This is a genomic window from Actinomadura harenae, from assembly GCF_003696215.1.
Taxonomy (GTDB): domain Bacteria; phylum Actinomycetota; class Actinomycetes; order Streptosporangiales; family Streptosporangiaceae; genus Spirillospora; species Spirillospora harenae.
On record NZ_RFFG01000018.1, the window covers coordinates 81,646 to 98,105 of the forward strand.

Consider the following 16,460-nt stretch of genomic DNA (forward strand, 5'->3'; position numbering starts at 1 on the left):
GCGCATTCTGCGATGGCTACCGAGATTGGCGCTATGGACGAGTTTCCGGTCAAGGGCATGGACGCGGTCGTCTTCGCCGTCGGCAACGCGAAGCAGGCCGCGCACTACTACTCCACCGCGTTCGGAATGCGCCGGGTCGCCTATCGGGGACCGGAGACGGGGTATCCGGACGAGGCCGTCCACGTGCTCGAGTCGGGTTCGGCCCGGTTCGTCTTCCGCGGGCCGGTGCGCGCCGGCACCGGGATCGGACGGCACATCGCCGAGCACGGCGACGGCGTGGTCGACCTCGCGATCGAGGTCCCGGACGCCGAGGCCGCCTACCGGCACGCGATCGCGAAGGGCGCGCGCGGACTCGAGGAGCCGCACGTCCTTTCGGACGAGCACGGCAAGGTGACGGTCGCGGCGATCGCGACGTACGGCGAGACGCGGCACTCGCTGGTCGACCGGTCCAACTACCACGGCCCCTACCTGCCCGGGTTCGAGGCCGCCGAGCCGGTCGTCACGCCGCCGGAGAAGCGGTGCTTCCAGGCGATCGACCACTGCGTCGGCAATGTCGAGCGCATGGACGAGTGGGCCGACTTCTACCACCGCGTCATGGGCTTCACCGACATGGCCGAGTTCGTCGGCGACGACATCGCCACCGAGTACTCGGCGCTGATGTCCAAGGTCGTCGCGGACGGGTCGCGCAAGGTCAAGTTCCCGCTGAACGAGCCCGCCGAGAGCCGCCGCAAGTCCCAGATCGAGGAGTACCTGGAGTTCTACGGCGGTCCGGGCGTCCAGCACATCGCGCTCGCCACGAACGACATCCTCGCCTCGGTCGACCGGATGGCGGCCGCGGGCCTGGAGTTCCTCGAGACGCCGGACTCCTACTACGAGGACCCGGAGCTGCGCGCGCGCATCGGCAGCGTCCGCGTCCCGGTCGAGGAGCTGCAGAAGCGGAAGATCCTCGTCGACCGCGACGAGGACGGCTACCTGCTGCAGATCTTCACCAAGCCCGTCCAGGACCGTCCGACGGTGTTCTTCGAGCTCATCGAACGGCACGGGTCGCTCGGCTTCGGCAAGGGCAACTTCAAGGCCCTGTTCGAGGCCATCGAGCGCGAACAGGCCCGCCGCGGCAACCTCTGACCGCGCGGGTTGCGGAGATCCGCAGCCCCAGGCCGGCGCGGCGCGTCCCCTCCCGTCGCGCCGCGCACGCGGTGGGCCGTCGGCGTGGGACCGGCGTCCACCCGACCCGTCCCGTTCACGCGGACGGCCCACCGCTACCCCACGGCCCGGCGCCCCGCCGACTCCTCGTCCCCCCGGCGGGCCGCCGGGCCGTCCCCGCGCACCCGTCCGGGACGGCGCCGTGCGGGACAGGTTTGAGGAGGCGTCCGCGAGCCGAGATTGAGGTCATGACGCAACCGCCGCAACAACCGCCGGGCGAACCACCGGAGAACAGGCCACCGGGGCCGGGCCCCTACGGCGGCCCCTGGCCGTCCCAGCCGGGATGGGGCGAGCACCAGGGCCAGGGCCAGGGGCAACCCGGTCAGGGGCAGCAGGGGCAGGGACAGCCTGGGCAGCACTACGGCGAGGCCTACGGCGATCCGTACTCCTGGCAGAACCAGCAGCAACAGCAGCAGCCGCCGCAACCCGGGTACGGGCAGCAGCAGCAGCCGTACGGGCCCTACGGCGTGCCGCCCGGCGGCGCCGGGCCCGGGGGCACCAACGGCATGGCGATCGCCTCGCTCGTCACCGGAATCATCGGGCTGTTCTGCGGCATCTCCGCGATCCTCGCGGTCGTGTTCGGGCACATCTCGCTCGGCCGCATCAAGCAGTCCGGGGAGAGCGGACGCGGCATGAGCATCGCCGGGCTCATCCTCGGATACATCGGCCTGATCGGGTGGATCCTCTACCTGATCGTCGTCATCGTGGTCGCCGCCAAGCACTCCGGATCCGGAACGACCTACTGACCGCTTACCGACTCCTGCAAGCGCGGGCAAAGTTCGCTCCATGAGGCGGCGGGGTGGCGTTTGCCCCGGTCCCGTCCGGCACACCTTGACGGCATGACGCATCCGCCGACCAATCCGCCGCCGGGCGACGACGACCGGCCCTGGCAGCCCCCGCAACAACCGCCGCAGCAGCCGCCGCAGCCTCAGCAGCCACCGCCCGGCGGTCCGGCCGGAGGCGGAGGCCAGGAACCCGGAGGCGGAGGCCAGGAACAGGGCCCCGGCCCGGGGCCCTACGGCGGCGGAGCCGGCGGGCAGCCGTACGGCGGTCAGCCTTCAGGCCGGCCCTACGGGCAGCAGCACTACGGCGGAGGCGGCCCGGGGCAGCAGCCCCACGGCGGCCCGGGACAGGACCCGTACGGATCGCGGCCCAGCTACGGCGGCCCGCTCGACGGCTACTCCGACCCGGCGGCCGGGCTCGCGAGCCCCGGACGGCGGCTCGGCGGCATCCTCATCGACTACCTCATCCTCGCGATCGTCGGCTGGCTCATCACGCTGCCGTTCGGCACGGTCGCCGAGGTCACCGGCCCGAACGGCAACCAGAGGGTCACCTGGCACGTGGGCGGGTTCCTCGCGAACCTGCTGGTCATGGTGATCGTCCTCGGCTACTTCACGTTCCTGCACGGCAAGTACGGGCAGACGGTCGGGAAGATGGCCGTCGGAACCCGGGTCGTCCGCGCGGAGGACGGCGGCGCGATCACCTACGGCGCCGCGCTGCTGCGCGCCGTCGTCATGTACGTGGCGTGGGCCATCTGCTGCATCGGCGGGATCGTCGACAGTGTCTGGCTGCTCGGCGACAAACGCCGCCAGACCCTGCACGACAAGGCCGCCAAGACCGTCGTCGTCCGGGTCGACCGGGAGGCGTCCAACCCGTACCGCTTCCGCTGACCGCCGCCGCTCCCGCGCGGGCGCGCGGGAGTGGACGTGCGGATGTGGACAGGCGGGGCGGACAGGGTGGCCGGGTGGGGACGGGGCAGAGGCGCGAGTTGCCCCGTCCGCCACCGGACGGGCAGGCTGGGCCTCGTGCCAGAAGACGCCCGCTCTCCCCGATTCGTCCGGTTCTCTCGCGCCGTCAGGCCCGGACGACCCGCGCCGGTGCTGCGCGGCGCCGCGGGCCTCGCGGCGTTCGCGCTGGTCGCGGGCTGCTCGGTCTCGATCCGGACGGGCGGCGGCGGCAGCCCGGGGCCGGCGTCCTCGGGCGCTCCGAGCGGCCTCGCGTCGATCGGCGACCCGTACACGCCCGGCGACGGCAACGCCGGTTACGACGTCCAGCACTACGGGCTGAAGCTGACGATCGTCCCGGAGAACGAGGCCCGGCAGCTGGACGGCACGGCGGAGATCACCGCCCTCGCGACGCAGCGCCTCACCGAGTTCGACCTCGACCTGACCGGTCTCACGGTCGCCGGGATCACGGTGGACGGCGCGCCCGCCCAGTACCGCCGGGACGGCTCGGAGCTGGTCGTCCGGCCGTCCAGGGCGCTGGAGAAGGGCGCGAGGTTCGTCACGAGCGTCCGGTACTCGGGGACGCCGCAGCCCGTCCGCGACAAGGTGCTCGGCAAGTACGGCTGGATCCGGACGCGCGACGGCGTGTTCGTGGCGTGCCAGCCGAGCGGCGCGCACACCTGGTTCCCGAGCAACGACCATCCGAGCGACAAGGCCACGTTCGACATCCAGGTCACCGTCCCGCAGGGGCTGACCGCGATCGCGAACGGCGAGCCGACCGGCGCCGTCCCCGGCTCCGAGGGCGGTGGTTCCGGTGGTTCCGGTGGCGGCGAACCGGGCGGACCGGACGCGCCGACGCTCCCGGACAGCCCGCCGCCCGGCGGCGGCCCGGGGAACGAGCCGGGCCCGGGACAGCCGCCGTCCTCGCCTCAGCCGACGGTCTCGACGATCGCCTACAAGCAGCGGGCGATGACCACGACGACGTGGCACGTGGCGCAACCGATGGCGACCTACCTCGCCACCGTGGACGTCGGCCGCTTCGACGTGCGGCGCGGGAAGACGCCCGGCGGCATCCCGTACCTCACGGCCGTCGACCCGACCGTCCCCGGTCCGGGCGTGGACGCCGTCGCCGCCAAGACCGCGCAGATCACCGACGCGTGGGCGAAGCTGTTCGGGCCGTACCCGTTCTCGTCCACGGGCGCGATCATCGACGACGCGGACGTGGACTTCGCGCTGGAGACCCAGACCCGGCCCGTGTACGGCTCGTTCGGCCCGGACGAGACGATCATGGCGCACGAGCTCGCGCACCAGTGGTTCGGCGACAGCGTCAGCGTGGAGCGCTGGAAGGACATCTGGCTCGACGAGGGCTTCGCGACGTACGCCGAGTGGATGTGGGGGCAGCGTCGCGGCGGTCCGAGCGTCCAGCAGCACTTCGACCAGCTGTACCAGCAGGGCGGCTCCGATCTGTGGGGCGTCCGCATCGGCGACCCGGGCCGCACCGACCTGTTCGGACGCGCAGTGTACGACCGGGGCGGGATGACCCTGCACGCGCTGCGCGCGAAGGTCGGCGACGCGGCGTTCTTCAGGATCCTGCGGGCCTGGACGTCCGAGAAGCGCGGCTCGAACGGCACGACCCCCGAGTTCGTCGCGACCGCCGAGCGCGTCTCGGGCGCCAAGCTCGGCCCGTTCTTCGACGCCTGGCTCTACCGGCCGCGCCGCCCCGCCCGCTGACCCGCCCGCTGACGCGGCCACTGACGCGCCCGCAGGCCCTTGACCGGGCCGGACGGGCGCGCCGGGCAGCGTCCGGCGGCGGTGAACGGGCGGCAAGGGCTGGTCAAAGACCCGGCCTAGCGGCGGGCCGGGAAGGGCCGCGCCGTCCAGGCTGGGCGGGTGAACGCTCGACGAGCACGCACGGCCCGGTGGCGGCCGGTCGCCCCGGCCAGGGTCTCGGTGGCCAGGGTTTCGGTGGCCACGGCCGCGGCGTCGGCGGCGGCCTTGTTCGCGGGCGCGCCCGGCCCCCCGGACGCGGGCGACGGGACGAGCGGCACGCCCGGTTCGTCCGGCCTCGGTGACGCCTACTTCCCTGAGGCGGGCAACGGCGGCTACGACGTCTCGCACTACGACGCGGCGCTGGCGTACGCGGGCCACGCGTCCGGGCGGGTGGACGCGACCGTCACCGTCACGGCGACCGCGACGCGGCCGCTCACCCGCTTCGACCTGGACTTCCGCGGCCCGAAGGTCAGCGCGGTCCTCGTGGACGGAAGCGCCGCGACGTTCACCCGGAGCGGCCAGGAGCTTGTGGTGACGCCGTCCACGCCTCTCGCCAAGGACGCCGTGTTCACCGCGGTCGTCCGGTACGCGGGACGCCCCCACCCCCTCAAGGACGGCGCGCTCGGCACCTACGGCTGGATCCCGTCCAAGGACGGCGCCGTCGCGCTCGGCGAACCGGACGGCACCCCCACCTGGCTCCCCGTCAACGACCATCCGCGCGACAAGGCCACGTACGCGTTCCACGTCACCGTCCCGTCCGGCCTGCGGGTCGTGGCGAACGGGACGCCGGGCGCGGTCGTGAGGAGGGGCGCGACGACGACCTACGACTGGACCGAGACCTCCCCCATGGCGAGCTACCTCGCGATGATCGCGATCGGGAGGTTCGCCGTCCGGACGACGACGGCCGGGAACGTCCCGGTCATCACGGCCGTCGCCCCGAAGTTCGCCGCGTCCGCGAAGAAGCTCGAACGGACGACCGTCGCGGCGCTCCGGTGGGGCGTCCAGAAGTTCGGCCCCTACCCGTTCGCGACGGCGGGCGGCGTCATCGGCGGCCCGCGCCTCGACTACGCGCTGGAGACCCAGGAGCGCCCGGTCTACGGCGGATTCGCGCCGGACGACGTGTTCGTCGTGCACGAGATGGCGCACCAGTGGTTCGGCGACAGTGTCGGCCTGCGCGACTGGAAGGACATCTGGCTCAACGAGGGCCTCGCGACCTACGCCGAGTGGATGTGGACCGCGCGCGGCGGCGGGGAGTCCACGAAGAAGACCTTCAAGCGGTACTACACGCAGCCCGGCGGGTCCCCGGTGTTCGCGCCGCCGCCCGGCTCCCCCTCCCGCCGCGACCTGTTCGGCTTCTCGGTGTACATCCGGGGCGCGATGTGCGTGGAGGCGCTGCGCGAGCGCATCGGCGACGGGAGGTTCGACCGGTTGCTGAAGACCTGGGCGGAGCGCGGGCGCACCGCGCCGGTGACCACCGCCGACTTCGTCGCACTGGCCGAGAGGATCTCCGGCCGGAAGCTGGACGGGTTGTTCAACGCCTGGCTCTACCAGAAGGGCAAACCGAAGAAGTGGTGACCAAACGGGCGGCCACGGCGCTGCTGATGTCCCCGATCATGGCGTGCACCCCGGTGGCCGGGGCGGGCGCGGGCTCCGGTATCGGCGTGGGCGTGGAGACGCCCACGCGGACCGCCGCCATCCCCGGCCCCGTGTTCACGCCCGGCGCGCCCGGCGCCGGGGACCCCTACTTCCCGGAGGCCGGGAACGGCGGTTTCAACGCCTCCCACTACGACATCGACCTCGCCTACAAGCCCAAGGGACGGCGCATCGCCGCGACGACCACCGTCACCGCGACCGCGACGCAGAACCTGTCCCGGTTCGACCTCGACTTCGTCGGCAACACCATCTCGGACCTGCGGGTGGACGGCCGTCCCGCGCCCTACACCCGGCAGGGCCAGGAGCTCGTGATCACACCGCCCGCCGGGATCGTCAAGGGGACGCGGTTCACCGTCGCCGTCCGGTACTCGGGCAGGCCGCGCATCCTCACGGACCCGATCCTCGGCAAGACCGGATGGCTCCCGACCAGGGACGGCGTCATCACGCTGTCGCAGCCGACCGGGTCGGAGACGTGGTTCCCGCTGAGCTCCCATCCGTCCGACAAGGCCACCTACGCGTTCCACGTGACGGTCCCGAAGGGGCTCGGCGTGGTCGCGAACGGCGAACCCCATGGAACGATCCACAAGGGCGCGAGCAGCACGTTCACCTGGTCGTCGTCGCGTCCGATGGCGAGCTACCTGGCGATGGTCGCGATCGGCCGGTTCCTCGTCCGCGACGGCCGGACGCCGGCGGGCGTGCGCTCGATCAGCGCCGTCGCAACGTCCCTCACGCCCACGCCCGGGGTCAGGACCACGATCAAGGCCGCGGACCGCGCCAAGGGCAGGGCGAAGCCCCAGACGAAACCCCAGGCGAAGGACGGGACCGCGGCCATGGCCGACCGCCTCCAGGCCAACACCGCCCGCATCACCGACTGGGAGAGCTCGGTCTTCGGCCGGTTCCCGTTCGACTCGACGGGCGGCGTCGAGTCCGACGTCCAGATCGGGTACTCGCTGGAGACCCAGGACCGGCCCGTCTACCACGGCGACGCCGCCCCGCTGCTGATCGTCCACGAACTCGCGCACCAGTGGTTCGGCGACAGCATCAGCCTCGCCCGCTGGAAGGACATCTGGCTCAACGAGGGCTTCGCCACCTACGCCGAATGGCTCTGGCAGGAACAGCACGGCGGCCCGACCGCGGCACAGTCCTTCGACGCGGCGTACAGGCGCCCCGCGTCCGACCCCGCCTGGCAGACCGAGACCGGCGACCCCGGACGCGACCGCCTGTTCGCGTACTTCCCCGTCTACACGCGCGGCGCGATGACGCTCCACATGCTCCGCCGGACGGTCGGCGACCGCGCCTTCTTCAAGATCCTGAAGACGTGGCCGCGCGAACGCGCGAACCGGACGGGCAGCACGCCGCAGTTCACCGCGCTCGCCGAACGGATCGGGCACCGGAAGCTCGGCCCGCTCTTCCACTCCTGGCTCTATACGGCGGGTAAACCGAGAATTTGAGATCAAATCGCGCTTGATCCAGGGGTGACGGCGGGGAAATTCTGGGGCGGACGATACCCCTTGCAAGGATGAGGCGCATGAGCAGAGTCCCCAGAGCGCTCACGACCACCGCCGTCACCGCGGGCCTCGCGCTGGCCGCCACCCTGGCGGCCGCGCTGCCCTCGGACGCCGCGCCGCCCCGGTTCACCCCCGGCGCCGCCGGCGCGGGCGACCCCTACTTCCCCGAGATGGGCAACGGCGGCTACAAGCCGACCCACTACGAGATCGGCCTGAAGTACGACCCCGCGACCAAGGGCATCGACGCCGTCACGTCCGTCCAGGCGCGCGCGACCCAGAACCTCTCCCGGTTCGACCTGGACTTCCAGGGCCTCACCATCAAGCGCCTCACGGTGGACGGCCGCAAGGCGTCCTACACCCGTCAAGGCACCCAGGAACTGGTGATCACGCCGCCGAAGGGCCTGCGCAAGGGCAAGCGGTTCACGGTCACCGTCGCCTACTCGGGCGTCCCGCAGACCATCGACGACCCGGCGCTCGGCGTGTCCGGATGGGTCCCGACCGCCGACGGCGGACTCATGCTGAACCAGCCGATCGGCGCCGCCACGGTCTACCCCGTGGACGACCACCCGACCGAGAAGGCCACCTACGGCTTCAACCTCACCGCGCCGTCCGGGCTGACCACCATCGCCAACGGCGACCTGGTCGGCAAGCGCTCGCGCGGCGGCTGGACCACGACCCGCTGGGTCATGAACCGGCCCATGGCGAGCGAGCTCGCGATGATCGCCATCGGCAAGTACAACGAGGTCAAGGGCAGGACCGCGGCCGGACGGCCGAACCTGACCTACACCGACGTCAACATGAAGATCCCGGCGGACAAGGCCCGCCAGTTCAACACCCAGACCGCCCAGATCACCGACTGGGAGTCGTCGATCTACGGCCGCTACCCCTGGTCGTCCACCGGCGGCATCACCGTCGCCGGGAAGGTCGGCTACGCGCTGGAGACCCAGGGCCGCCCGGTCTACGACCTGTACAAGCACCCCGGCTCCATCCCGTCCGGCGACCTGCTCGCCCACGAGCTCGGCCACCAGTGGTTCGGCGACAGCGTCGCCCCGTACCGCTGGTCCGACATCTGGCTGAACGAGGGCTTCGCCACCTACTCCGAGTGGCTCTGGCAGGAGAAGTTCAACAAGACCCCGATCGAGAAGAGCTTCCAGGCCGTCTACTCGACCCCGGCCACCGACGACCTGTGGAAGGGCGTCGTGTCCAACCCCGGACGCGACCACATCTTCGACGGCCTCGTCTACGACCGCGCCGGCGCCGCCATCCACGTCCTGCGCGGACAGATCGGCGACAAGGCGTTCTTCCGCCTCCTGCGCACCTGGCAGAGCACCTACGGCGGGGGCAACGGCTCCACCGCCGCGTTCGTCCGGCTCGCCGGACAGGTCTCCCACAAGAACATCTCCAAGTGGGCCCACGACTGGATCTACAGCGAAGGCAAGCCTGTGTTGAAGTAAGCCCCGGCATCGCCCCCGCGCGGTCGGTAGCGCGTTCGCGCGGGGGCGCGGCCACCACTTTGAATACGCTGCGCTTATTGGCAGTCACTCTATGATGTTGCCCCTAGGGGGCAACGTGACCGAGAACGTGATCGTCGCCGAGGGGCTGGTCAAGCGGTTCGGGAAGGTCCACGCGGTGAGCGGGGTGGACCTCGCCGTCCCGGCGGGGACGGTGCTCGGCATGCTCGGGCCGAACGGCGCGGGCAAGACCACCACCGTGCGGATGCTGACCACGCTGCTGCGGCCGGACGGCGGGCGGGCGCTGGTCGGCGGGCACGACGTGGTGGCCGAGCCGGACGCCGTGCGCACCATCATGGGGCTGTCCGGGCAGTACGCGGCCGTGGACGAGTACCTCACCGGGCGCGAGAACCTCGACATGTTCGGCCGCCTCTACCACCTGCCGAAACGCGAGGCGGCCGCCCGCGCGGACGAGCTGCTCGAGCGGTTCCGCCTCACCGAGGCGGCCGACCGGCCCGCCAAGACCTACTCCGGCGGGATGCGCCGCCGCCTCGACCTGGCCGCGGCGCTGGTCGTCCGGCCGAGGATCATCTTCCTGGACGAGCCGACCACCGGCCTCGACCCGCGCGGCCGGATGGGCATGTGGGAGATCATCCGCGACCTCGTCCGGGACGGCGCGACGCTGCTGCTCACCACGCAGTACCTCGAGGAGGCCGACGAGCTCGCCGACGACATCGTCATCATCGACCACGGCCGGGTGATCGCGCGCGGGACGTCCGACCAGCTCAAGGCGCAGGTCGGCGGCGAGCGGGTGCAGTTCACCGTGCCGAGCGCGGCGCTGCTGCCGAGGGCGACCGAGGCCGTCCTCGCGGTCACCGGCGAGACGCCCGAGGTCGACACGGAGACGAGCACGGTGTCCGCGCCCGTCCGGGAGGGCACGCGCAGCCTGGTCGCCGTCGTGAACGCGCTCGACGGGCTCGGCATCGAGGCGCACGACGTCGGGCTGCGCCGTCCCACGCTGGACGAGGTGTTCCTCGCGCTCACCGGGCACAAGGCCGAGGCGGAGACCGAGGCCGGGACAGAGGCGGAGGCGGTGGTGGAGGCGTGAGCTACGTGGTCTCCGACAGCTGGGAGATGACCAAGCGGCACCTGCGGCAGGTCCCGCGCATCCCGGAGCTGATGTTCTTCTCGCTGGTCCAGCCGGTGATGTTCGTCCTGCTGTTCCGGTACGTGTTCGGCGGCGCGCTCCGGATGCCGCCCGGCGTGGACGCCGTCCAGTACCTCATGGTCGGAATCTTCGCCCAGTCCATGACGTTCGCGACCGCCGGGATCTCCACCGGGCTCGCCGACGACATGCAGAAGGGCCTGATCGACCGGTTCCGCTCGCTGCCGATGGCCCGCTCGGCGGTGCTGGTCGGCCGGATGGGCTCGGACCTGGTCCGCAACATGTTCGTCGCGGTCGTCATGGTGCTGATCGGGCTGCTGGTCGGGTTCCGGTTCACCGGCGGGTTCTGGGGCGCGCTCGGCGGGTTCGGGATGTTCGCGGCGACCGTCCTGGCGTTCGGGTCGATCGGCGCGTGGATCGGGCTCTCCGTCCGCAACACCGAGGCCGCGAACATCGCCGGGATGGTCTGGCTGTTCCCGCTGACCTTCACCAGCAACGCGTTCGTCCCGCTGGAGACGATGCCGAGCTGGCTGCGCGCGTGGGCCGAGGTCAACCCCGTCACCAAGATCGTCAACGCGACGCGCGGCCTGTTCATCGGCCCACCCGTGTTCCATCCGTTCCCGGCCGTCTGGGAGGCGCTGGCCTGGTGCGCCGGGATGGTCGTCGTCTTCGGCGCCCTGGCCGTCCGCCAGTACCAGCGCGCCAACTCCCGCTGACGCGCGCGTCGGTGGAGGGGGTCAGGTGCCGATCGTGAGGGTGTAGCCGCGTTCGCGGAGGCGGCGGGTGACCTCTTCGCTGTGCTCGGTGCCGCGCGTCTCCAGCTGGAGCAGCACCTCGGCCTCCTCGACGGGGAGGCGGGCGGCGATGCGCTCGTGGACGACGTCCAGCACGTTGACGCCGAACCCGGCGAGCTCGCCGAGCAGCGTCATGAGCGCGCCCGGACGGTCCTTCAGGCGGCAGCGGACGACGAGGTAGCGACCCGCCCCGGCGAGGCCGTGCCGCAGCACCTTCGCCATGAGCAGCGGGTCGATGTTGCCGCCCGAGAGGATCGCCACGACCGGCGTCCGGACGGCGTAGGAGTGCTCCAGCAGCGCCGCGACGCCCGCCGCGCCCGCCGGTTCGACGACCTGCTTGGCACGCTCCAGGCAGAGCAGCAGGGCCTGCGAGATGGACTCCTCGGTCACCGTGACGACGGCGTCGAGCAGCTCGCTGACCAGCTCGTACGTCAGGTCTCCGGGGCGTCCGACGGAGATCCCGTCGGCCATCGTCGGCTGGAGGTCGATCCGCACCGGGTGGCCGGCGGCCAGCGACGCGGGGAACGCGGCGGCGCGCTTGGCCTGCGCCCCGACGATCTTGACCGGATGGCCGGCCGCCTGCTTGATCGCCGTCGCGACGCCGGACATCAGCCCGCCGCCGCCGACCGCGCCGACGACCGTCCGGACGTCCGGGCACTGCTCCAGGATCTCCAGGCCGATCGTGCCCTGCCCGGCGACCACGTCCTCGTGGTCGAACGGATGGATGAAGACCGCGCCGCGTTCTTCGGCGTACTCGGCCGCGGCCTCCAGGCAGTCGTCCACGGTCGGGCCGGGGAACACCACCTCGGCGCCGTACCCGCGGGTCGCGGCGACCTTCGGCAGCGGAGCGCCCACCGGCATGAAGACCGTGGCCTTCGCGCCGAGCATGGACGCGGCGAGCGCGACGCCCTGCGCGTGGTTGCCCGCGCTGGCCGCGACGACGCCGCGCGCCCGCTCCTCCTCGGACAACCGGGCGATGCGGACGTACGCGCCGCGGATCTTGAACGACCCGGTGCGCTGGAGGTTCTCGCACTTGAGGAGCACCGGACCGCCGATCGCCTCCGACAGAGCGCGGGACGGGATCAGCGGCGTCGGCACGGCGACGGCGGTGAGCAGCTCACGCGCGTCCTGGACGGCTTCGAGCGGGACGGAGACCACCCTCGCATCCTGCCACGCGTCCCACCCGCCGCAGCACCCCCGAGTGATCATTCTTCTCGCCCCGCCCCCGCGACCGGGGCGGGGCGGGTGGTTCGTGGGGCTGTCGCGTGAGGCTGTGGCGTGGGGCGGTGGCGTGGGGCGGTGGGATCAGTCGGCGGACCAGTAGCGTTCGGCTTCGAAGACCAGGGCGGCGGCGCCGACGAGGCCGGCGGTCTGGCCCAGGGCGGCGGGGACGACGCTGACCTTGCGGGCGTAGTCCATGCGCGCGTAGGTGCGGAGGGTCTCCTCGAGGGGCTCGAAGAGGAGGGCGCCCGCCTGGGAGATGCCGCCGCCGATCGACACGACCTCGAGATCGCAGAGGTGGGTGGCGGACGCGATGGCGAGGCCGAGGGCCCGGCCCGCGCGGCGCATCGCGGCCTGGGCGACGGGATGGCCCCGGCGGGCGTCGCTCGCGAGGTCGACGCCCGTCGCGCCCGGCCAGCCCTGCTCGCGGGCCCAGTTCACCAGTCCGGGGCCGCGGGCGATGGCCTCGAGGCAGCCGCGGCCGCCGCAGCCGCAGGGCGGCCCGTCCGGGTCGACGATGATGTGGCCGATGTGCCCGGCGTTGCCGCTGGCACCGTCGATGAGGTGCCCGTTCAGGATGAGGCCGCCGCCGACGCCGGTCGACACGACCATGCCGAGCATGTTGTCGCGGCCCCGGCCCGCGCCGCGCCAGTGCTCCCCGATCGCCAGGCAGATCGCGTCGTTGTGGACGCGGACGGGCAGCCCCGGGAAGGTCTCGCGCAGCCGGTCGCGGAGCGGGAAGTCCCGCCAGGCGGGGATGTTCAACGGGGAGACGCGCGCGTCCGGCCAGGTCATCGGGCCGCCGCAGCCGACGCCGACACCGGCCGGGCGGGGCCCGCCCGCCTCGGCGAGCAGCTTCTCCAGCATCGCGGCGAGCGTGCGCCACAGGCCCTCGGCGTCCATCGACGGGTTGTTCGGCGTCGGGACGCGGTCGTACACGGCGATCCGCCCGCCCGGCTCGACGACGGCGGCGGCGAGCTTGGTGCCGCCGATGTCGATCGCGAGGACGGGCGCGCCGGCGTCCGCCACCGGCGCCGTCCGCGCCGACGCGGCCGGGACGGGCCCGGGCACCGGCGTGCGGACCTCCCCCGAGGCGTCGCCCACCGTGGCCGTCTCCACCGTCGGACGCGGGACGAGTGTGCTGGTCACTGGGCGTCTCCCAAAGGTCCGAAGGCCAGGATGGAGGCGGTGAAACCGTGCACGTGGTTGCGTCCGCCGACCGGCCCGATCTCCCCGGCGGCGAAGAACCCGCCGACGCCCGCCGTGCCGCCGAACGCGCGGTGCAGCAGCCGCGCGTCGTGGTCGGAGTCGGGGAACATGGCCCGGCCGCGCCCGTTGCAGGAGAACAGCAGCGCGCCCTCGACGGGCGCGAGGTCGAACCGGTGGAGCAGTTCGGCGAGGTCGGCGTCCGCCGCTTCCGCGTCGCGGACCTGGAACCGGACGGTGCGGCCGATGTCGACCACGTCGCCGATCGCGAGGGCGCCGGTGTCCTCGTCCGCGCCGACGACGCCCCGGACGAGGAAGTCGCCCTGCTCGTGCTCGTCGGCGTACTCGTCCATGGCGACGCCGATGAGCAGGCCGCGGCCGGCGAGCTCCTGCTCGTCCGGCGAGAGCCCGAGCACGACCTCCTCCAGCTTCGACAGCGCGGGCGCGCCCGCCAGCTCGTAGAGGACGTTCTCGTCGGCCTTCGTGACGACCATGTCCGGCCCGATCGGGCGCGCGCCCTGGCTGACCACGGTCGCCGCGTTCACCGGCCCGCCGAGGACGACCCCGACCGCGCCCTCGGCGAACGCCTCGCCGTTGACGAACACCCGGGTGGCGCCGCGCTCCGGGCCGTCCGCGAGACCCCCGACCAGCGGCAGGCCCGGCATGGCCTCGCCGGACCGCTCGACGAACGCGTCGACGGGGAAGGTGAAGGGGTCGGCGAGCAGGACGCCCACCACGTCGTCCTCGCCGCTCTCGGGCATGCCGACGACGATCAGCCGGTCCTCGGCCTTCAGCGTCTCCAGGCGGAACGGCGTCAGCCGCGCCTCCGGCAGCACCCCGGCCCAGGCGCTGACCGCGCCCCGCCCCTCGACGCCCCGGCCCGCGCCGATCACCCCGGCCGCCGAGCAGCCGAGGAAGACCCGCGCGCCCGCGGTCTCGTACGCGCGGCGGGCGGCGGACTCGATCTCGTCCGGTTCTCCGCCGGAGACGAAGACGCAGACCAGGTCGGGTGCGGCGGACAGCTCCGCGCGGGCCTGCCGGACGGCGGTCTCGGCCGCCTCGGTCAGGTCCGGGCCGAACGCCAGCCCGTCACCGAATCGGGCCATCGGTCCCCCCTCATTCCTATGGTCACCTTCCAGTCTCCCCGCTCCACCCGGTGTGACGCGAACTCCGGCCCGCCTGTGGATAACCACTCAGGGTCCGGACCGTCCGGCGGGCAGGGTCCGGATCGTCCGGCGGGCAGGTCCGGGCCGTCCCGGCGGGCGGGTTTCGGGCGGGGGCGGCATCCGGGATCCGGGCGGTCTGGCGACAAGGGGTTCCGGACGGGCCACGGCGACGTAGGGTCGGTCGCGTGCGTGCATCCACACCTCGCGAGAGCACCCTGGGCGAGCTGCGCACCAGCGGCCACCAGTACGAGACCGTGAAGGAAGAGATCCACCGGAACCTGCTCGACCGGCTGAGATCCGGGCGGCCGAGGTTCCCGGGGATCGTCGGCTTCGACGACACCGTCCTGCCGCATCTGGAACGCGCCCTGCTGGCGGGGCACGACCTGGTGCTGCTGGGCGAGCGGGGCCAGGGCAAGACCCGGCTGATCCGCACGATCGCCGGGCTGCTGGACGAGTGGACCCCCGTCGTCGCCGGCTGCGAGATCAACGATCATCCGTACGCGCCCGTGTGCGTGCGGTGCCGCCGCCTGGCCAGCGAGCTGGACGACGCGCTCCCGGTCGCCTGGCTGCACCGGGACGAGCGGTACGGCGAGAAGCTCGCCACCCCCGACACGTCCGTCGGCGACCTGATCGGCGACGTCGACCCGGTGAAGGTCGCCGAGGGCCGGACGCTGGGCGACCCCGAGACCGTCCACTTCGGCCTCGTCCCGCGCACCAACCGGGGCGTGTTCGCCGTGAACGAGCTGCCCGACCTGGCCGAGCGCATCCAGGTGTCGCTGCTGAACGTCCTGGAGGAGCGGGACGTCCAGATCCGCGGCTACGCGCTGCGGCTGCCCCTGGACGTGCTGCTCGTCGCGTCCGCCAACCCCGAGGACTACACCAACCGCGGCCGCATCATCACGCCGCTGAAGGACCGGTTCGGCGCGGAGATCCGCACCCACTACCCGATCGAGCTGTCCGACGAGCTGGACCTGGTGCGCCAGGAGGCGGAGCTCGGCGCGGGCGTCGAGGTCCCGGAGCACCTGCTGGAGATCGTCGCCCGGTTCACCCGGCTCGTCCGGGAGTCGACGGCGGTGGACGCGCGGTCCGGCGTGTCGGCGCGGTTCGCGCTGGCCGGGGCCGAGACGGTCGCCGCCGGGGCGGTCCGGCGCGGCGCCCTCACCGGGGAGGAGCGCGCGGTCGCCCGCGTCTGCGACCTGCCCGCCGTCGTCCCGACGCTGATGGGCAAGGTCGAGTTCGAGGTCAGCGAGGAGGGCCGCGAGCAGGAGGTGCTGGAGCACCTGCTGCGCCGCGCGACCGCCGAGACGTTCCGGCGGACGCTCGGCGGGGCCGACCTGTCCGGCCTGCTCGACAAGTTCGACTCGGGCGAGACCGTCGAGTCGGGCGAGCTGGTGGCGGCCGGGGAGCTGCTGCGCCGCACCGGCCCGGTGCCCGGCCTGGCGAAGATCGTCGAGCGGCTCGGCATGTCCGGGGAGTCCCCCGGCCAGGCCGCGGCCGCGCTGGAGTTCGCGTTGGAGGGGCTGTTCCTGACCCGGCGCCTGTCGAAGGACGACACCGGCACCTATTCGCTGTGAGACACCGCCTGTGACCCTTTGAGGT

Annotated in this window: 13 protein-coding genes; 10 read left to right on the forward strand and 3 right to left on the reverse strand. The window is 72.7% G+C overall.

Annotated features, from left to right (window positions below; all coding sequences use genetic code 11):
• Positions 1-33 precede the first annotated feature (33 nt).
• From hppD to EBO15_RS12950, 9 genes are all read left to right on the forward strand, one after another.
• Positions 34-1,125, forward strand: coding sequence for a 4-hydroxyphenylpyruvate dioxygenase (hppD, locus tag EBO15_RS12910; RefSeq protein WP_199744503.1), 1,092 nt, complete (start codon positions 34-36; stop codon positions 1,123-1,125).
• A 266-nt stretch (positions 1,126-1,391) separates the two neighbouring features.
• Positions 1,392-1,949, forward strand: a complete 558-nt coding sequence (locus EBO15_RS45975) for a DUF4190 domain-containing protein (protein WP_122194595.1) — start codon at positions 1,392-1,394, stop codon at positions 1,947-1,949.
• A gap of 93 nt (positions 1,950-2,042) precedes the next feature.
• The gene (locus tag EBO15_RS12920; protein WP_122194596.1) at positions 2,043-2,873 is read left to right on the forward strand and encodes an RDD family protein; all 831 of its coding nucleotides are present in this window, start codon (positions 2,043-2,045) and stop codon (positions 2,871-2,873) included.
• 207 nt (positions 2,874-3,080) lie between these two features.
• Positions 3,081-4,658: a M1 family metallopeptidase gene (locus EBO15_RS12925; protein WP_233616149.1), complete on the forward strand. Its 1,578-nt coding sequence runs from the start codon at positions 3,081-3,083 to the stop codon at positions 4,656-4,658.
• Between the two features lie 159 nt (positions 4,659-4,817).
• Positions 4,818-6,272, forward strand: coding sequence for a M1 family metallopeptidase (locus tag EBO15_RS12930; protein WP_233616150.1), 1,455 nt, complete (start codon positions 4,818-4,820; stop codon positions 6,270-6,272).
• Entirely contained in the window at positions 6,269-7,801 is a 1,533-nt protein-coding gene (locus tag EBO15_RS12935; RefSeq protein ID WP_233616151.1) for a M1 family metallopeptidase, read from the forward strand. The genes EBO15_RS12930 and EBO15_RS12935 overlap by 4 nt, the downstream gene beginning before the upstream one ends.
• Before the next feature lie 77 nt (positions 7,802-7,878).
• Positions 7,879-9,312, forward strand: a complete 1,434-nt coding sequence (locus EBO15_RS12940) for a M1 family metallopeptidase (protein ID WP_122194599.1) — start codon at positions 7,879-7,881, stop codon at positions 9,310-9,312.
• Positions 9,313-9,427: 115 nt separating this feature from the next.
• A complete protein-coding gene (locus EBO15_RS12945) occupies positions 9,428-10,417 on the forward strand; it encodes an ATP-binding cassette domain-containing protein (protein WP_233616152.1) in 990 nt (329 codons plus the stop codon).
• A complete protein-coding gene (locus tag EBO15_RS12950) occupies positions 10,414-11,190 on the forward strand; it encodes an ABC transporter permease (RefSeq protein ID WP_199744504.1) in 777 nt (258 codons plus the stop codon). Before EBO15_RS12945 ends, EBO15_RS12950 begins: the two co-directional genes overlap by 4 nt.
• 21 nt (positions 11,191-11,211) lie before the next feature.
• Here the strand turns inward: EBO15_RS12950 and ilvA are convergent, their stop codons facing one another.
• The 3 genes from ilvA to EBO15_RS12965 form a co-directional block, all read right to left on the reverse strand.
• Positions 11,212-12,426 carry a threonine ammonia-lyase gene (ilvA, locus tag EBO15_RS12955; RefSeq protein WP_199744505.1) on the reverse strand — a complete coding sequence of 405 codons (1,215 nt, stop codon included), beginning with the start codon at positions 12,424-12,426 and terminating at the stop codon, positions 11,212-11,214.
• A gap of 147 nt (positions 12,427-12,573) precedes the next feature.
• Positions 12,574-13,638 (reverse strand): ROK family protein, encoded by a 1,065-nt coding sequence (locus EBO15_RS12960; RefSeq protein ID WP_325051903.1) that lies wholly within the window; start codon positions 13,636-13,638, stop codon positions 12,574-12,576.
• Positions 13,635-14,801 carry an FIST signal transduction protein gene (locus EBO15_RS12965; RefSeq protein ID WP_122194601.1) on the reverse strand — a complete coding sequence of 389 codons (1,167 nt, stop codon included), beginning with the start codon at positions 14,799-14,801 and terminating at the stop codon, positions 13,635-13,637. Before EBO15_RS12965 ends, EBO15_RS12960 begins: the two co-directional genes overlap by 4 nt.
• A gap of 245 nt (positions 14,802-15,046) precedes the next feature.
• Between EBO15_RS12965 and EBO15_RS12970 the strand changes: the two genes are divergently transcribed.
• On the forward strand, positions 15,047-16,435 hold the full coding sequence (locus EBO15_RS12970) for a sigma 54-interacting transcriptional regulator (protein ID WP_122194602.1): 1,389 nt from the start codon (positions 15,047-15,049) through the stop codon (positions 16,433-16,435).
• Positions 16,436-16,460 lie beyond the last annotated feature (25 nt).

Bases quoted from the DNA above. Each gene is read 5' to 3' on its own strand.
- EBO15_RS12940 (WP_122194599.1), top strand. From the start codon at position 7,879: ATGAGCAGAGTCCCCAGAGCGCTCACGACCACCGCCGTCACCGCGGGC.
- EBO15_RS45975 (WP_122194595.1), top strand. From the start codon at position 1,392: ATGACGCAACCGCCGCAACAACCGCCGGGCGAACCACCGGAGAACAGG.
- hppD (WP_199744503.1), top strand. From the start codon at position 34: ATGGACGAGTTTCCGGTCAAGGGCATGGACGCGGTCGTCTTCGCCGTC.
- EBO15_RS12920 (WP_122194596.1), top strand. From the start codon at position 2,043: ATGACGCATCCGCCGACCAATCCGCCGCCGGGCGACGACGACCGGCCC.
- EBO15_RS12965 (WP_122194601.1), bottom strand. From the start codon at position 14,801: ATGGCCCGATTCGGTGACGGGCTGGCGTTCGGCCCGGACCTGACCGAG.